Raw genomic sequence first — 16,192 nt, 5'->3', positions numbered from 1 at the left:
TGCTGTAAATAGCCTTCTCGCTTTGTCGTTCTGACGATAAATTGTATTAACTATTAACTTGGTTGCATAATGGTAATTGCATAACGTTCGGGCGAGAGATATTGACTCGCTAAACGCTGTACATCAGTGACTTGCAATTGTTGAATCACTTTAGGATAGGTGAGTGATAATTCAACTTGAGCAATTGTTTGATAATATCCATACAAACCGGCAATTTGTCCAGGTGTTTCAGTCGAAAAAATGTAGTCATTTAGTAAAATTCGTATGCCACGTTTTAGCTGTTCTTCTGTAATGAGTTGCTTTTGTAGTTTCAGAATTGCTTGACAAATTAACTGTTCTACTTGGTCTAAATTCGTTGAATCTAACCATGCACTCAGTGTAAACAAACTAGAATCACGTTGCAGCGAAAAACAACTATCAATATCTAAAACTAACTGTTGTTCCTCTCTTAAGTCTCTCACTAAACTCGATGAACGTCCACCTGTTAAAATTGCTGAAATTAGATCTAAACCAAAAGCATCTTCTAATTGTTCCACACCAGGCCCATTCCAAGCCATTGTTAAACGAGAGGTTTCTAAACGAGGTAAAAAGAGTTGCGATCGACGAATTCCGATCATCGGGGGTTCTGCTTCGATTTCTGTGGCAGGACATTCAGAAGGTGTACTAAAATTAGCAAAGGATTGACGAACGGCTCTCAATGCTTCTTCTTCTGAGACTCCACCAACTACCACTACCGTCATATTTTTCGGTTGATAGTGGGTACGATGAAAACAACGCATCTGATTCGGCGATAGTTGCATCAATCTTGCTTCATCTCCTAAAATCGATCGACCATAAGGATGACTCTGATAAATACTTTCGCACAAGGTTTGAAATCCTAGCCAGTCTGGATCATCTTGACAGGATCTTAATTCTTCTAAAACAACGTCTCTTTCTCGGTAAAACTCCTCATCAGCAATTTCCGCTTGTAGTAAGATTTCGGCTAGATAGGGTAATGCTTCGGTAACTTGTGAGTTTGCGATCGTCAGGAAAAAATGAGCATAATCATGACTGGTTGCTGCATTTGTCATCCCTCCACGATATTCGATTTCTTGGTCAAAAACACCAGGGGCGATACGTTTTGTCCCCTTAAAGATCATATGTTCTAAAAAGTGCGCGATTCCCGACCAGTTTTCGGGTTCGGCTACGGCTCCAGCTTTTACCCAGACATCAACTACTGTCGCAGCAGCTACAGGTAAATGATGATAAATAACGGTCAATCCTTGTTCCAAACGCCAGATTTTGGCGGGAAACAACGGCGTTGCCAGGCGTTCTGATAACTGAATCAATGTAGGCTCTACAACATTACATTGTCTTTACCTAAATTTTATGTGATCTTAGCCTCTTATGACCGATTGTAATTTATTTTTATCAATAAATTCTAACAATTCTTGCATCATGCCAAAAATAAGGAAGACTGCTGTGCCGTTTTACCTCAGCTTATGACCTGGATAATCCAGGTGGGCGCTAATGCTTCGCACTTCCGTTTCCGAGTACAAGCTCGGTCTACTACTGCACAAAGGTCTTATAGTTCCCTTAATAAACAAGCATAGATCAATAAACGTTATTGGCAGACACCAACACAGCAGCCTTGTAACTCTTATCATAGCTATTTTTTTAGTCCGTCGTCAACCTCTGTGATGGGCTAGAGGTTTAGCGAAATAAGCGGAATTGCCTGAGCAAAAGGATCATCAATGGATGTATTTTGTTTTTTAGCCCAATATTCGCTTAGAAAATGAATTTGTCTAAAACCAACCATTAAGTTTAATCCAGGAATGAATAACCACCAAATGGTTAAAGGTTCTTTTAAACCTTCTTTTCGGTAAAGTTCATTAACTGTTCGATACAACTTGTACTGCACAATATATATCCAGACAATACCGAGTAAAGAAAGTGAACTTACCCAACTTCCTAAAGTAGGATAAAGTTGATAGATAATTTGTGGTAAAGCTACTCCAATTACAAAAGGAAACAAACAAAGAGTACCTGACCAACCATAACCATTATAACGACGTAATTCTTCTTGAATAATATATTTGTACCATCCATAATATAACATAAAAGTTACAACGGATAGGGTAAGCACTCGCCATAAGGGACGAGGTTTACCAAAGTTAAGATTAGTCATTTGTTTAATCGTTAAATTTCCCTTAATATTTTTTAACACAAAATACACAAGCCGAGGAAAGAAATACAACTATCCTCAGAATAATTTAGGATAAGAACATCAATTCAACTTGGCTAGATCATCCATGCTTAATCAAATATATGGAAAAAATTATCCAAAAAAAATTAGGTTTATATATTGTACTATTTAGTCTAATTATCGTTGGTCTGCTTAGTTTTAAATGGGTATATCATTCAAGCAAAGTAACGACTTTAGTCCTTGCATCAGGGGCGAAAGATGGACAATATTATGCTTTTGCTCAAGCGTTATCTAAAATTGTTGAAAAAAATAACTCTAAAATTAAAATACAAGTTATAGAAACGGAAGGATCGAAAAAAAATAAGGAGTTAATCCAACAAAAAAAAGTACAATTAGCGATGTTACAAAGCGATACATCAATTGAGCCTTCTGTCAAGGTTGTTAGCTTTCTTTTTCCAGAAATGTTTCATCTCATTGTTAGGGAAGATTCCAATATTAATAAAGTTAGTGAGCTTAAAGGAAAACGAATCGCTTTGATGCCCAAAGGAAGTGGCTCTTATGCTTTATTTTGGCCGCTTAGTAAACATTATGGACTCAAAGAGCAGGACTTTAAAACAGTATTATTATCCCCAGAGGAAGCCTATAAAGCTTTAGACTTAGGTGAAGTTGATGCTGTTTTTAGAGTTTCAGCTTTGGGTAATTCAGCACTTACTCAACTTTTACAAAAACCTGAAATTAAATTAGTTTCAATTGACCAAGCAGCCGCTTTACAATTAACTTTACCTGTATTAGAAGAGAGTATAATTCCAAAAGGTGCTTATAATGGTTTTATTCCGATTCCTGCTGATGATTTACCCGTTGTTGCTGTGCGTGCTATTTTAGTCACTCATAAAAATATTAATTTTGATCTGATTTATGAAATTACTCGTATTCTTTATGAATCACGCAATGAATTAGTGAAAGAAAATGCTTCAGCCGCGATGATTAGACAGCCTGAATCAATTCAAAGTTTAGGTTTTTCCTTTCATGATGGAGCATTGGCTTATTATAATCAAGATCAACCTAATTTCTTCGTTACATATGCAGAACCTTTAGGGCTATTAACTTCTCTAAGTGTTTTAGGAATTTCTAGTTTATGGCAATTACGATTATGGCTCAATAATAAACAAAAAAATCGCGCCGATCAATATAATATAGAACTGATTAAAATTATTGAGCAAATTCATCAAACGAATGATTTACATAAATTAGAATTGATTCATCGTCAACTACTAAAAATCTTTGAGCAAGTTGTCATTGATTTAGATAAAGATCGTATTTCTCCCGAATCCTTTCAATCTTTTGCTTTTCCTTGGGAAGTCGCTATAACAACGGTTCGCCATCGAGAAACAGTTATCCTTAATTCTCGTCTTTCAAATAGCTGAAGAGTTTATTAATCCCTCTAATTATCATTAAATCCTATGGTTAAACTTAGTCTTTGTATGATTGTAAAAAATGAAGAAGCCAATTTACAAAAATGCCTAAAAAGTGTGCAAAATATCGTCAATGAAATGATTGTGATGGATACAGGTTCAACCGATAGAACTGTAGAAATTGCTCAGAGTTTTGGGGCGCAGGTTCCATATTTTAAGTGGTGCGATAATTTTTCTACGGCTCGCAATGCGGCTTTAAAATATGTGACAGGTGATTGGATTTTAGTTCTAGATGCGGATGAAACATTAGAACCTAAAATTATTCCTCAAATTCGTCAGATAATGAATGATGAAAATGCTTTAGTAATTAATTTTATTCGTCATGAAATTGGGGCGGCACAATCTCCTTATTCTTTAGTTTGTCGTCTATTTCGCAATCATCCTAAGCTCTATTTTAATCGCCCTTATCATACTTTGATTGATGATAGTGCTATCAAATTAATAAAAGAAGAATCTCACTGGAAAGTTATTGATATTCCAGCAATTGGAATTCTTCATTATGGTTATCAACCTGAATTTATTAAAGCTTTAGATAAATATGAACGCGCTAGAAAAGCAATGGAAGGTTTTTGGAAGCAAAATCCTCATGATTCTTATGTTTGTAGTAAGTTAGGCGCATTATATTTACAAATAGGTCAAACGGAAAAGGGATTAAAATTATTAAAGCAAGGACTAAAAGCGAATACGGCTGATTTTAAAGTTATTTATGAATTACATTATAGTTTAGGAAATGCTTATGTAAAACAGCAAAAAATTGAGCAAGCAGTTAAACATTATCAAAAAGCGATCGCACAACCCATTTTACCTCAACTGAAGTTAGGCGCGTACAATAACTTAGGTGGTTTACTACAAGCAGTTGGTGATATACAAAACGCGAAAAAAGCTTATGAATTTACGATTAATATTGATCCTAATTTTGCGACAGGATATTACAATTTAGGAATGCTTCTTAAAGAAATGGGGAATTTACCCGAAGCCGTAAAAGCCTATCAAAAAGCGATTTCAATTAATCCCGAATATGCTGCCGCTTATCAAAACTTAGCGGTTGTTTTCTTTAAATTAGGCTATTTAGCCGAAAGTCAAGAAGCCTTTAAACAAGCCATTATTCTACATGAAATACAAAATCCTGAACAGGCGGAAAAATTACGCCAAGGATTAAAGGAATTAGGGATGCTGGAATAAAAGTAACGTTTTACGACAATTTTTCCCTCTCACTCTCAGCACTTTGTAAAATAAGATACAGAACATATTGGGGTGATCTGTATATGTCTGTTATTTCATTAAACGCACCAGCAACGCAACAAAGCCACGATACTAAACTAAAAGCATCAACTTGGGTCAAATTACGTGAATTACCATCGCCTTACAGCCACGACGAGGCGTTACTCCTGTGTAAAACTGAAGACGGTTTTTGGATAGCTTGGATTCCCGATTATGGCGAAATCAAACTATCTCCAAGACAAATACTGGGTCACTAAAATATAATTAACGATTGCTGACGGTTGACAATTGAGCCGTTGTTGCAAAATGTTTATCAAATAAAGAGTCGATTTCTTGGGGTCTGACGTTGCTATAACGCGCTTTATCGGGCATTACAACGACGTTAGGCCCCTGCTTGCATTGTTTTAAACATCCCGTTAGCTTAACTTGTACTTGTTCTGTTAAACCATGATTCTGAATCGTATTTTCAATCGCTTGACAGACTTCTTGTCCACCGCGTTTCCAACAAGTCGATTTTTGACAGACTAATACACAAGCTTTATTCGTTTTAGCAGGTGTTATTGGAGTCTCTACGACGAATGAAGGAGAAGAATTAATTTTAGTATTAATCTCAGAATCAAAAATTTTAATATGATCGGCTTTTAACTTTAATTTGCCCGATTTCCACTCGCTAGTCCCCATAATTTCTAAAAAGGTTCCGGGTGCGATCGCAGTATTTAAAGTATTTCTAATTTCTTTTTCGGGTTTAATCCAGTATTCCCAATCGGAAAAACTCACCCTCACATATTTAATTTTATAACCATCTTTAATCACAAAACCGATTAACTGGGCGGTTATTTGGAAGTCTTGTACTTGTTCTCGAAATTTTGACATCGTTGTTTACCAAAATTGAGCTTTATTGAATTTCATTCGCAGTTGTTGACCAACAACGTTTGAGCCAGCAGAGCAACTCAGAACGACCAGAAGTAACTCGCCGTGACACACACCAAAGCAGAATGAGGTCTGTCGGTGTTTGCAAACTAACCCGTAAAGGCTCATGACTTTGACAAGAACAAATGACCTCTAACTCTTGTAAACGTTGATAAACTTCCCAACGTTCTGATCCTTTCAGGGAAAGGGCTTGACTATATTGCCAATATGGGTTATTTGCGTTCATGGAAACAGCACTTAAGTTGATCTCTATTTTGAGTATAGCGAATAAGTGCTAATAATTCTCAATAATTTTCGAGGTCTCCTCAAATGGATAACTCACCGTAATCCGAGGAAGCAAGATATAATTTGTTACGAAACCTTATATTAAGAAAGATTTACCATGACTAACCCGGTTATTCAGGCCTTTTTTGTCGGAAGAGCGTTAGCCGAAGTCTTAGGGGAAAAACTCGAAGACAGTTTCACCAATGCTTTGAGCGATCTGGGTAAGTTTGATGCCGAACAACGGGAAAACCTGCGAGCCTTCATCGAAGAAGTGCAAGCAAGAGCCGAACGTCAAGCAGCACAAGGATCATACACCGATGGCAATTCTTCCAGTAATCAAGGAACTGTTGATCTACAAGAAACGATCGATGAACTCAGAGCCGAAATAGCCACCGTTCGCGCTTCCTTAAAAAACTACCGAGAACAGCAACCACTTTAAACCCTTTTGGGGATTTGAAGGCTGAAACTTCGCTATAGAATAGAAGTAGTCGTTATTACATTACGGAATATTAAGAGAGTGCCTGCTCTGTCACAGAACAGCAATTTAATTAACCTATTTGATCCTACCCGTGTGCCTCAAATAAAACCTGCGAAGAGTTCCTACCGTTGGAACCGAGAAAACTACTCTACTAACCGCCGTCGTTTTGATATTTGGCGGTTCGTTCTGTCCTTGCTCTCTCAATTTTGGCTAAATGGCAAACATTGGAGTTATTCAGGGGGATATACCGAAGAAAAAGCCGCCATCCGTCGCAAAAAACAAGCCATTTGGATCAAAGATAACTTACTCGAACTGGGGCCAACCTTTATTAAAGTTGGACAACTGTTCTCGACTCGCGCTGATCTATTTCCCGTGGAATATGTCGAAGAACTGAGTAAGCTACAGGATCAAGTTCCGGCTTTCCCCTACGAACAAGTTGCTAAAATTATTGCTGCTGACTTAGGTAAACCCATTCCTCAGCTTTTTCGCAGTTTTGACCCAATTCCCTTAGCTGCGGCTAGTTTAGGGCAAGTTCACAAAGCACAACTAAATTCAGGTGAAGAAGTAGTTGTTAAAATTCAACGTCCTGGACTTAAAAAATTATTTACGATCGATTTAGCAATTCTAAAGCGTATTACTCAATACTTCCAAAATCATCCAAAATGGGGCAAAGGTCGAGACTGGGTCGGTATTTATGAAGAATGTTGTAAAATATTATGGAAAGAAACCGATTATCTAAATGAAGGTCGTAACGCCGATACCTTTCGTCGCAATTTTCGGGGCGAAGATTGGGTAAAAGTGCCTCGCGTTTATTGGCGTTATACCTCGCCAAGAGTCGTGACCTTAGAATACTTGCCTGGGATTAAAATTAGTCACTATGATGCCATTGAAGCAGCAGGACTAGATCGGAAATTACTGGCTCGTTTGGGGGCAAAAGCTTACTTACAACAACTCCTGAATGATGGCTTTTTTCATGCAGATCCTCACCCTGGAAATTTAGCGGTTAGTGCCGATGGTTCGCTGATTTTCTACGATTTTGGCATGATGGGACAACTGCAAAGTAATGTTAAAGAAAAATTAATGCAAACTTTGTTTGGTATTGTCTCTAAAGATGCCGATCGCGTAGTCGCTTCTCTGGTGGCGCTGGGGGCATTAGTCCCTACGGGTGATATGGCCCCCGTTAGGCGATCGGTTCAATTCATGTTAGATAACTTCATGGATAAACCCTTTGAGGAGCAGTCAGTAGCCGCCATTAGCGAGGATCTTTATGAAATAGCCTATGATCAACCTTTCCGCTTTCCCGCAACTTTTACCTTTGTGATGCGGGCATTTTCGACCTTAGAAGGAGTAGGAAAAGGTTTAGATCCCGAATTCAATTTTATGGAGGTGGCGCAACCCTTTGCCACACAGTTTATGAATGAACTAACAACATCCAACGGAAATGGTTTATTTGATGAAATTAGTCGTCAAGCGGCGCAAGTTAGTAGTACCGCATTAAGTTTACCTCGACGCATTGATGATACTATTGATAAACTTGAAAGGGGAGATATCCGCGTTAGAGTTCGTTCTACCGAGTCCGATCGAATTTTACGCCGTTTAGGTACAATTCAAGTAAGCACTAACTATACTTTAATTATTAGTGCTTTGATAATCAGTGCGACACTCCTCTTTGTTCATAGTTATACCACTCTAGCTTTAATTTCTCTGCTTTTAGCAGTGATTCCCGCATGGGCTTTATTTCGCCTATTTCGACGGCTAGATCGACTCGATAAAATGCTCTAATCCTTCATTCATGTAAGTCACTCTTTCCGATGATCAGTCGTAATTGTGCCGGACACAGTGATCCCGGGGTCGTGCGTTCGGTTAATCAAGATAGTTATTATATTGACTCACAGGGACGCTTTTATATTGTCGCTGATGGGATGGGAGGTCATGCAGGTGGTCAAGAAGCTAGTCTGATGGCCACTCAAACCATACAAGCTTATCTCGAAGAATACTGGGACTCAGACTCACCATCGGATGAACTACTAGAAGATGCTCTGTATCGCGCTAACCAAGTTATTCTAGATGATCAGTATAATCATCCAGAACGGGCGGATATGGGAACAACCGTCGTCGTTGTTCTATTTCGGGAAAACAATTCTTGGTACACCCATATCGGAGACTCTCGATTATATCGCCTCCGCAGCAACAATCTTGAACAACTCTCAGAAGATCATACTTGGGTCGCTCGTGCTTTGAAAATGGGCGATATTTCACCAGAACAAGCAAAAACTCACCCCTGGCGACACGTTTTGTTTCAGTGTTTAGGACGACGAGATCTCCGTCAAGTAGAAGTTTTCCCCCTCAATGTACAACCAGGCGATCGCTTAATGATGTGTAGTGACGGGTTAACGGAGGAAGTCCCAGACGAGAAAATTGCCATGATGCTGAAAAGAGAAAGTAAAGAAGATGAAATCGTTAATGATTTAATCGAGGCCGCTAAAATGGCAGGAGGTTCAGATAATATAACGGTGGTTTTAATCGCTCAACAACAACTGAACACAATTATTGATCCTCAACCTCAGCTAGGTTTAAAAGATTCTTAGATTTCTTAACCTAAAGATAAATTACTTCTTAACTGATCACGATAAGATAAGGTCATCTAACACCACATCCGTAGTCATTTTTGCACTATTGGGTGAGTTCACCAGAAGTTAGTTAGAAATAGTGATAGCTATTTTTTGGAGTAAAACGAATATTATCCCTCGTTTGTTGACTGAATGAACTTTGAAATTATCGGAGAGATTAGCAATATTGAGGTTATTGCAGTAGGCAACAGTATTCGTATTCTGCCTTTATTAAAGGTGGAATATGGTCAAGGTCGCTGGCGTAAACTTAAAGGAATTGCTACAATTCGCTTAAATAATGAAGAGATTCGTTTAGCAGAAGTTCACTGGTTTGAAGCACATAGTATTGGTAAACGGAAAATGAGAATTAAACGATTTTTAGATTAGCTTATGGAAAGTTCTCAAATCAAACCCCCTCAATTTGTCATTTGTATTCGCACAGATGATGAAGATTTGCTTACATTACGGCGCATTTATCAAGTTATTGAGGATGAAAGTGCAGCAAGGTCAAATTATCTACGGATTATTGATAATGAGGGAGAGGATTATCTTTATTCAGCAGATTATTTTATTAAGGTCGAGTTTTCAAGGGACATTGAACAAGCTTTATTGAGCGTAAAATAATTAATTTTGCACTTAACCTACAGCTTTAATGCGTAGGTCATCAAGTATTAAATATATACGAATTTTTCAATACACAATTATGGTTAATCCGGTCATTGCCGACATAAATCTTAAAGAACCGCAATATTATTTTAATCGTGAATTAAGTTGGTTAGAGTTTAATTATCGAGTTTTGGCTGAATCTCTCGATCCACGTACACCCTTACTCGAACGCCTGAAATTTAGTGCGATTTTTTGTTCTAATTTGGATGAATTTTTTATGGTTCGGGTGGCTGGGTTAAAGCGTCAAGTCGCCGCCCATGTGACCAAATTAACCCCCGATGGTTTGACTCCTGCTGAACAACTTAGCGCAATTAGCGATCGCCTTCGACCTTGGGTACAAGAACAAGCGTATCACTTTGAACATACCCTAAAAAATCTTTTACACGCCGAAGGAATTCATTTACTAGACTACGTCGATCTTGATCAAGAACAGCGTAATCATTTTCATCAATACTTTGAACAGCAAATATTCCCCGTATTAACACCTTTAGCCGTTGATCCGAGTCATCCCTTTCCCTACATATCTAATCTAAGTCTAAATTTAGCCGTTGTTCTGCGAGATCCCGACACCGATCAAGAATGTTTTGCACGAGTCAAAGTACCTAGTAACTTACCGCGTTTTTTAGCCTTACCCAAAGAACTCCGACAACAAGACGAAAAACCCTCACTTTGGACAGGTGTTCCACTAGAACAGGTAATGGCTCATAATTTAGAAGCATTGTTCCCCGGAATGCTCATGCAAGAATGTCATCCGTTTCGAGTCACTCGCAATGCAGATCTAGAAGTTGAAGAAGATGAAGCTGATGATCTCCTACTCGCTATTGAACAAGAAATCCGTAAAAGACGTATTGGTAAATCTGCCGTTCGTTTAGAAATATATGCCTCTATTCCAGCCCATATCAAAGAAAAATTAATAGATGATTTGGGACTAGCGGAAATAGATGTGTATGAAATTGAGGGATTACTCGGACTCAAAGATTTATTTTATTTTATGTCGATTCCGCGTCCTGATCTTAAAGAAACGCCTTGGACTCCTGTAACACCGCCAGTTTTAGAAAATATCAAAGAATTGGTAGATGGTAATGAAGATAATATTATTCAACTTGAAGGCGACGAAATTTTTGATCTAATTCGCCATAACGATATTTTAGTCCATCACCCGTATCATTCCTTTACGGCTTCAGTACAGCAATTTATTACTCAATCTGCACACGATCCCCACGTTTTAGCCATTAAAATGACTCTTTATCGTACTTCGGGGGATTCGCCGATTATACATTCTTTAATTGCCGCCGCCGAAAATGGTAAACAAGTGGCGGTTTTAGTTGAATTAAAAGCCCGCTTTGATGAAGAAAATAACATTACTTGGGCAAAAAAATTAGAACAATCTGGCGTACACGTTGTTTATGGTTTAGTTGGTCTAAAAACTCATACCAAAATAATACTGGTTGTTCGTCAAGAAGGAAACCAAATTCGTCGTTATGTTCATATTGGGACTGGTAATTATAACCCAAAAACAGCAAAATTATATACTGATTTAGGATTATTTAGTTGTCGTCAAGAATTAGGCGAAGATTTAACAGATTTATTTAATTTTTTAACTGGATATTCTAGGCAGAAATCCTATCGTAAACTGTTGGTCGCGCCAGTTAATATGAGAGATCGCATGATCGCTATGATCTTACGAGAAGCCGAACACTGTCGTAATAGTGGTAGTGGTCGCATTGTAGCGAAAATGAATGCTTTAGTTGATCCCTTGGTCATTGAAGCCTTGTATCAAGCGTCCCAAGCGGGTGTCCAAATTGATTTAATTGTACGAGGAATTTGCTGTCTACGACCCGGAATTACCGATGTGAGTAGTAATATTCGCGTTATTAGTATTATCGGTCGTTTCTTAGAACATTCTCGGATTTTCTATTTTAATAATGGAGGGAATGAGGAAATATATATCGGTAGTGCAGATTGGATGACGCGTAATCTCACTCGTCGGGTTGAAGCGGTGACACCGGTTGAAGATCCAGCCATTATGAAAGAGTTACAAGAAATATTAGGGATTATGCTTTCTGATAATCGTCAAGCTTGGGAATTACAAACCGATGGAACCTATCTTCAACGTCGTCCTTCTGAAAATGGACAAGAGCAATCAACACAAGTGATTTTGATGGAAAAAGCCGCAAAATCAGCCAGAATCGAATAATTATAAATTTTTTTTTGAATCCCCAACATAAGGAAGATTCGACCCCTAACTAACTCGAATACAATTTAGAATTTAGAGATTACGTTGAGGTGATCAAGTTATGCCATTTCCCCGCACTAGCGGTATCTTACTCCATCCTACAAGTTTTCCTGGTCGTTACGGGATAGGGGATTTAGGAAAAGAAGCTTATGAGTTTGTTGATTTTTTAGTTCAAAGTAAACAGCGACTTTGGCAGATTTTACCGTTGGGGCCGACAGGATATGGAAACTCTCCTTACATGAGTTTTTCTGCGATCGCTGGTAACCCTCTCTTAATCAGTCCAGATATACTGTTAGAAAAGGGATTATTACAAGAAGAAGACTTACAAAATCTACCCAATTTCCCACTAGATATGGTGGATTTTGATAAAGTGATTGCTTGGAAAATGCCACTTTTAAGAAAAGCCGCGCAAAATTTCGCTCTTTCAATTCAAGCGCTTCCCATTGCTGCCCGACAATTTGAAGGATTTTGTCGAGGAAATGCAACATGGCTCGATAATTACGCGCTGTTTATGGCTTTATTGGACACACAAGGTACAGGAAGTTGGACGCAATGGTCACAAGAACTACGCCATCGTTATCCTGATGTCTTGAACCAAGCGCGTCATAATTTACAGCAAGAGATTTTCTTTTATCAGTTTGTGCAGTATGAGTTCTTTGAGCAATGGTTTGCTCTTAAACGGTATGCTAACGTTTCAGGGATTCAAGTTGTAGGCGATATTCCGATTTATGTTTCCCAAAATAGCGCAGATGTTTGGTCACATCCAGAAGTTTTTAAACTCGATCCAAATACGGGAGAAGCGTTAGAAATTGCTGGAGTTCCCCCCGATTATTTTTCGGCAACGGGTCAATTATGGGGCAATCCGATTTATAACTGGGATTATCTACAATCAACTAATTTTGATTGGTGGGTACGTCGCGTTCAAAGTGTGTTGTATATTGTTGATGTGATTCGGATCGATCATTTTCGCGGTTTAGAATCTTATTGGTCAGTTCGTGCGGGCGAAGAAACGGCGATTAATGGTCAGTGGGTCAAATGTCCTGGAGCGGAATTATTTGAAGCAATTCGGAGTAATTTAGGAACACTGCCAATTATTGCGGAAGATTTGGGCGATATTGATCAAGCGGTCTTAGATTTGCGTGATAAGTATGGTTTTCCGGGGATGAAAATTCTTCATTTTGGCTTTGGGGGCGATTCAGGAAATCCTTATTTACCGTTTAATGCGAGTCTTAATAGCGTGATCTATACGGGAACTCATGATAATAATACAACAATGGGTTGGTATCATGAGGATTTACGGGACTATGAAAAAGGTCGTCTTCTACAGTATTTAGGCTGTGCTAGTTCTTATGGGATTAGTTGGGATTTGATTCGTCTTGTCCTAAGTTCCGTCGCTAATCAAGCCATTATTCCTTTACAAGATATCTTTAGTTTAGGCTCAGATGCGCGAATGAATACCCCAGGTAAAGCCGAGGGTAATTGGAGTTGGCGTTATCGTAGTGAGGCTCTTACTCAAGAATATAGCGATCGCTTAGGAAGTATGACCACTCTTTTCGGACGAAGTCGCTAAATCAAACTCAATCAAACTAAATCGGGATAGGGGAACAATAACCATACCCTATAAATTAGAAAAGAGGGATAATCTTCCCTCTTTTTTAGAATTTTGTCCCAAGACTTTAAAACAGGATGATTGCCTAATGAAATCTCGGTGCTTAGTAAGCTAGACCCATACTACGGGTTGTTTCAGCACCTAGGTAAACCCGAATGCTTAAAAAGTCAGTAGGACAAGCTGTTTCACACCGCTTACAACCTACACAATCTTGTGTACGGGGAGAAGAGGCAATTTGTCCGGCTTTGCAACCGTCCCAAGGTACCATTTCTAATACATCGGTAGGGCAAGCGCGTACACATTGAGTGCAACCGATACAGGTATCGTAAATTTTAACGCTATGAGACATTGAGTAATGACTCCTTCCTAGTGTTCTCTTTGTTATCTTCTGGATTATCGGCTAATTTATCCCACAGTTAGAATTTCCCTTCTTAAATAGCTACATAACTTCAAAATACGTTACAGAACTTATATGAGATTTCTCAGTTTTTGTTTGCTTCAATACTTGAAAAATTTAAGTTACCTAAATCTGCCTGTAGGGATTTGGTCTTCAAATCCTTACACAAACTGAGATTTGTAATATTTTATACATTTACTTGGATCAACAGTTGCTATTTTTATTTTAAATTCAATAACTTACCATATATTTAAATATATTGCCTCTAGGGTTCCGGTGAATAACGTCTGGTCCGAGAGAGGCGAGCTACCTTAATCAAATTGCATTTAGACTTAATTAAATTTGAGTCCTCTTGTAGGTGGCTACACGGAGGGAAAAAAACCCGGGAGAAATCATAGATTGACACAAAACAATCTCTAAGATATTTCTCTTGGGGTTTTGTGCATCTATACTTTGTATTGTCATCATTACAGGAGTTTACAGATGAGCGAGCATCCTTCTTTTATGCCCCCGAATGGTAATAATAACGGCCATTCCTCGGAAGCAGAACGAGCCTTAGAACTCGAAAATCGGCTGCCTTTGACGGGTTGGCAACAAGAAGTTAATAAAGGGCTAGAATACGGACTCGAAGCGGCTGATAGTATTATCGATCGTACTATTCCCACTTTTTCTCGTGGTGAATTGCCCCACTATGCAGGCATTAACACCTTTATGAAGGCTCCTTATTTAGAGGATGTCCGTCAAGTTGGTAACTACGATGTGGCTATTGTTGGAATACCCCATGATTCGGGAACTACTTATCGCCCTGGAACTCGTTTCGGTCCCCAAGGAATTCGCCGTATTTCGGCACTTTATACCCCCTATAACTTTGAAATGGGAGTAGATTTACGCGAACAGATTACTATGTGTGATGTCGGGGATGTTTTCACAATTCCGGGTAATAATGAGAAATCATTTGACCAGATTTCTAAAGGCGTAGCGCATATCTTTAATTCTGGTGCATTTCCTATTCTACTCGGTGGTGATCATTCGATCGGTTTTCCCACAGTACGCGGCATTTGTCGCCATTTGGGAGACAAAAAAGTTGGTATTATCCATTTTGACCGACACGTAGACACCCAAGAAACCGATTTAGACGAACGGATGCACACTTGTCCTTGGTTTCATGCTACCAACATGAAAAACGCCCCCGCTAAGAATTTAGTACAACTGGGAATAGGCGGATGGCAAGTCCCCCGACAAGGTGTAAAAGTCTGTCGAGAACGAGCAACAAATATCTTAACCGTGACTGATATTACTGAAATGGGCTTAGATGCGGCGGCGGATTATGCTATTGAACGCGCCACAGATGGGACAGATTGTGTCTGGATTAGTTTCGATATTGATTGTATCGATGCGGGATTTGTTCCTGGCACCGGTTGGCCTGAACCCGGTGGTTTACTGCCTCGTGAAGCCCTCGGTTTACTGGGTAAAATTATCCGAAAAGTTCCCGTTTGTGGAATCGAAGTTGTCGAAGTTTCCCCCCCTTATGACGTTAGTGATATGACTTCTTTGATGGCGACACGGGTTATTTGCGATTCGATGGCGCATTTGGTTAAATCAGGGCAATTACCCCGCACTCGAAAACCCGCTTACATTCATCCAGAAGCACAACCAGAATTAATCGCTTGGACTTAAAATCATGCACGAAACCGACATGACAAAGGCGTTACTCATTACTGTACGTGATTGGTGGGAGCAAGAGCCAGAACGTCCCAAAATTACACAGATTTATCTTACGGTGGGACAGTTTACTTGTGTAGAACCGGCGAGTTTGCAATTTGCTTTTGAAGTCCAAACCCAAAACACTTTTTTAGATGGGGTAAAACTGGTCATTCAAGAAACGCCTTTAATTGCCTTTTGTCACCGTTGCCAACAAGAATATTATCCTGAAATTGGTATACAGTACGCTTGTCCTAAATGTCAATCGCCGATGGAAGATATTCGCTCAGGTCGAGAACTCAAAATCGATCGCATTGAATATATACAGCCAGAAATTGAAGCAAAAACAGGCTCTTTACGGTGATTTTTGTCTTTCTTCTCTCTCTCCCCCGTTTCCCTATCCAAATCCTTGATAAAAGGAGTT

Annotated in this window: 17 protein-coding genes, 1 other RNA gene and 1 riboswitch; of the genes, 12 read left to right on the top strand and 6 right to left on the bottom strand. The window is 39.0% G+C overall.

Annotated elements, in window-relative coordinates:
• Positions 1 to 53: 53 nt before the first annotated feature.
• The 3 genes from C7H19_RS04250 to C7H19_RS04240 all read right to left on the bottom strand — a co-directional run bounded on the left by C7H19_RS04250 (position 54) and on the right by C7H19_RS04240 (position 2,167).
• Positions 54 to 1,328 carry a M16 family metallopeptidase gene (locus tag C7H19_RS04250; RefSeq protein ID WP_106455645.1) on the bottom strand — a complete coding sequence of 425 codons (1,275 nt, stop codon included), beginning with the start codon at positions 1,326 to 1,328 and terminating at the stop codon, positions 54 to 56.
• 121 nt (positions 1,329 to 1,449) lie between these two features.
• Positions 1,450 to 1,634: non-coding RNA, 6S RNA (gene ssrS / locus C7H19_RS04245), on the bottom strand.
• Positions 1,635 to 1,684: 50 nt separating this feature from the next.
• Positions 1,685 to 2,167 (bottom strand): hypothetical protein, encoded by a 483-nt coding sequence (locus C7H19_RS04240; protein WP_106455723.1) that lies wholly within the window; start codon positions 2,165 to 2,167, stop codon positions 1,685 to 1,687.
• Positions 2,168 to 2,307: 140 nt separating this feature from the next.
• Between C7H19_RS04240 and C7H19_RS04235 the strand changes: the two genes are divergently transcribed.
• The 3 genes from C7H19_RS04235 (at position 2,308) to C7H19_RS04225 (ending at position 5,135) form a co-directional block, all read left to right on the top strand.
• Complete coding sequence (locus tag C7H19_RS04235; protein WP_106455644.1) at positions 2,308 to 3,609, top strand: TAXI family TRAP transporter solute-binding subunit; 1,302 nt, start codon at positions 2,308 to 2,310, stop codon at positions 3,607 to 3,609.
• 36 nt (positions 3,610 to 3,645) lie between these two features.
• Entirely contained in the window at positions 3,646 to 4,839 is a 1,194-nt protein-coding gene (locus C7H19_RS04230) for a glycosyltransferase (RefSeq protein WP_181280521.1), read from the top strand.
• An 83-nt stretch (positions 4,840 to 4,922) separates the two neighbouring features.
• Positions 4,923 to 5,135: a hypothetical protein gene (locus C7H19_RS04225; protein WP_106455643.1), complete on the top strand. Its 213-nt coding sequence runs from the start codon at positions 4,923 to 4,925 to the stop codon at positions 5,133 to 5,135.
• Between the two features lie 7 nt (positions 5,136 to 5,142).
• On the opposite strand, the gene C7H19_RS04220 is transcribed toward C7H19_RS04225, so the two are convergent.
• Both C7H19_RS04220 and C7H19_RS04215 read right to left on the bottom strand, forming a co-directional pair.
• Complete coding sequence (locus tag C7H19_RS04220) at positions 5,143 to 5,751, bottom strand: (2Fe-2S) ferredoxin domain-containing protein (protein WP_106455642.1); 609 nt, start codon at positions 5,749 to 5,751, stop codon at positions 5,143 to 5,145.
• A 22-nt stretch (positions 5,752 to 5,773) separates the two neighbouring features.
• Positions 5,774 to 6,034 (bottom strand): Asr1405/Asl0597 family protein, encoded by a 261-nt coding sequence (locus C7H19_RS04215; RefSeq protein ID WP_106455641.1) that lies wholly within the window; start codon positions 6,032 to 6,034, stop codon positions 5,774 to 5,776.
• A 156-nt stretch (positions 6,035 to 6,190) separates the two neighbouring features.
• Here C7H19_RS04215 and C7H19_RS04210 point away from each other — a divergent pair, with 156 nt between their 5' ends.
• The 7 genes from C7H19_RS04210 to malQ all read left to right on the top strand — a co-directional run bounded on the left by C7H19_RS04210 (position 6,191) and on the right by malQ (position 13,631).
• Positions 6,191 to 6,511, top strand: coding sequence for a DUF6825 family protein (locus C7H19_RS04210; RefSeq protein ID WP_106455640.1), 321 nt, complete (start codon positions 6,191 to 6,193; stop codon positions 6,509 to 6,511).
• Positions 6,512 to 6,643: 132 nt separating this feature from the next.
• On the top strand, positions 6,644 to 8,332 hold the full coding sequence (locus C7H19_RS04205; RefSeq protein WP_106455721.1) for an ABC1 kinase family protein: 1,689 nt from the start codon (positions 6,644 to 6,646) through the stop codon (positions 8,330 to 8,332).
• Positions 8,333 to 8,361: 29 nt separating this feature from the next.
• The gene (locus C7H19_RS04200; RefSeq protein ID WP_106455639.1) at positions 8,362 to 9,138 is read left to right on the top strand and encodes a Stp1/IreP family PP2C-type Ser/Thr phosphatase; all 777 of its coding nucleotides are present in this window, start codon (positions 8,362 to 8,364) and stop codon (positions 9,136 to 9,138) included.
• Positions 9,139 to 9,312: 174 nt separating this feature from the next.
• The gene (locus C7H19_RS04195) at positions 9,313 to 9,546 is read left to right on the top strand and encodes a hypothetical protein (protein WP_106455638.1); all 234 of its coding nucleotides are present in this window, start codon (positions 9,313 to 9,315) and stop codon (positions 9,544 to 9,546) included.
• Positions 9,547 to 9,549: 3 nt separating this feature from the next.
• Positions 9,550 to 9,783, top strand: coding sequence for a hypothetical protein (locus tag C7H19_RS04190; RefSeq protein ID WP_106455637.1), 234 nt, complete (start codon positions 9,550 to 9,552; stop codon positions 9,781 to 9,783).
• A gap of 79 nt (positions 9,784 to 9,862) precedes the next feature.
• Positions 9,863 to 12,022: a polyphosphate kinase 1 gene (gene ppk1 / locus C7H19_RS04185; RefSeq protein WP_106455636.1), complete on the top strand. Its 2,160-nt coding sequence runs from the start codon at positions 9,863 to 9,865 to the stop codon at positions 12,020 to 12,022.
• 100 nt (positions 12,023 to 12,122) lie between these two features.
• The gene (gene malQ / locus C7H19_RS04180; protein ID WP_106455635.1) at positions 12,123 to 13,631 is read left to right on the top strand and encodes a 4-alpha-glucanotransferase; all 1,509 of its coding nucleotides are present in this window, start codon (positions 12,123 to 12,125) and stop codon (positions 13,629 to 13,631) included.
• 142 nt (positions 13,632 to 13,773) lie between these two features.
• Here malQ and psaC read toward each other — a convergent pair whose 3' ends face one another.
• Positions 13,774 to 14,019 (bottom strand): photosystem I iron-sulfur center protein PsaC, encoded by a 246-nt coding sequence (gene psaC, locus C7H19_RS04175; RefSeq protein WP_106455634.1) that lies wholly within the window; start codon positions 14,017 to 14,019, stop codon positions 13,774 to 13,776.
• Positions 14,020 to 14,321: 302 nt separating this feature from the next.
• Positions 14,322 to 14,458: riboswitch (guanidine-I (ykkC/yxkD leader) on the top strand.
• A 92-nt stretch (positions 14,459 to 14,550) separates the two neighbouring features.
• On the opposite strand from psaC, the gene C7H19_RS04170 reads away from it, so the two are divergent.
• Positions 14,551 to 15,744: an agmatinase family protein gene (locus C7H19_RS04170; RefSeq protein ID WP_106455633.1), complete on the top strand. Its 1,194-nt coding sequence runs from the start codon at positions 14,551 to 14,553 to the stop codon at positions 15,742 to 15,744.
• A gap of 4 nt (positions 15,745 to 15,748) precedes the next feature.
• A complete protein-coding gene (hypA, locus tag C7H19_RS04165; protein WP_106455632.1) occupies positions 15,749 to 16,132 on the top strand; it encodes a hydrogenase maturation nickel metallochaperone HypA in 384 nt (127 codons plus the stop codon).
• Positions 16,133 to 16,192 lie beyond the last annotated feature (60 nt).

The sequence above is a fragment of the Aphanothece hegewaldii CCALA 016 genome, assembly GCF_003007785.1.
GTDB classification, from domain to species: domain Bacteria; phylum Cyanobacteriota; class Cyanobacteriia; order Cyanobacteriales; family Microcystaceae; genus Chroococcus; species Chroococcus hegewaldii.
The sequence above is the reverse complement of the archived record's forward strand: the minus strand, read 5'-3'. Positions and strand labels throughout refer to the sequence as shown.

Coding starts and splice junctions, on each gene's coding strand:
- C7H19_RS04195 (WP_106455638.1), top strand. CDS start 9,313: ATGAACTTTGAAATTATCGGAGAGATTAGCAATATTGAGGTTATTGCA.
- malQ (WP_106455635.1), top strand. CDS start 12,123: ATGCCATTTCCCCGCACTAGCGGTATCTTACTCCATCCTACAAGTTTT.
- C7H19_RS04190 (WP_106455637.1), top strand. CDS start 9,550: ATGGAAAGTTCTCAAATCAAACCCCCTCAATTTGTCATTTGTATTCGC.
- C7H19_RS04200 (WP_106455639.1), top strand. CDS start 8,362: ATGATCAGTCGTAATTGTGCCGGACACAGTGATCCCGGGGTCGTGCGT.
- C7H19_RS04220 (WP_106455642.1), bottom strand. CDS start 5,751: ATGTCAAAATTTCGAGAACAAGTACAAGACTTCCAAATAACCGCCCAG.
- C7H19_RS04235 (WP_106455644.1), top strand. CDS start 2,308: ATGGAAAAAATTATCCAAAAAAAATTAGGTTTATATATTGTACTATTT.
- C7H19_RS04240 (WP_106455723.1), bottom strand. CDS start 2,167: ATGACTAATCTTAACTTTGGTAAACCTCGTCCCTTATGGCGAGTGCTT.
- ppk1 (WP_106455636.1), top strand. CDS start 9,863: ATGGTTAATCCGGTCATTGCCGACATAAATCTTAAAGAACCGCAATAT.
- C7H19_RS04225 (WP_106455643.1), top strand. CDS start 4,923: ATGTCTGTTATTTCATTAAACGCACCAGCAACGCAACAAAGCCACGAT.
- C7H19_RS04170 (WP_106455633.1), top strand. CDS start 14,551: ATGAGCGAGCATCCTTCTTTTATGCCCCCGAATGGTAATAATAACGGC.
- C7H19_RS04210 (WP_106455640.1), top strand. CDS start 6,191: ATGACTAACCCGGTTATTCAGGCCTTTTTTGTCGGAAGAGCGTTAGCC.
- C7H19_RS04230 (WP_181280521.1), top strand. CDS start 3,646: ATGGTTAAACTTAGTCTTTGTATGATTGTAAAAAATGAAGAAGCCAAT.
- psaC (WP_106455634.1), bottom strand. CDS start 14,019: ATGTCTCATAGCGTTAAAATTTACGATACCTGTATCGGTTGCACTCAA.
- C7H19_RS04215 (WP_106455641.1), bottom strand. CDS start 6,034: ATGAACGCAAATAACCCATATTGGCAATATAGTCAAGCCCTTTCCCTG.
- hypA (WP_106455632.1), top strand. CDS start 15,749: ATGCACGAAACCGACATGACAAAGGCGTTACTCATTACTGTACGTGAT.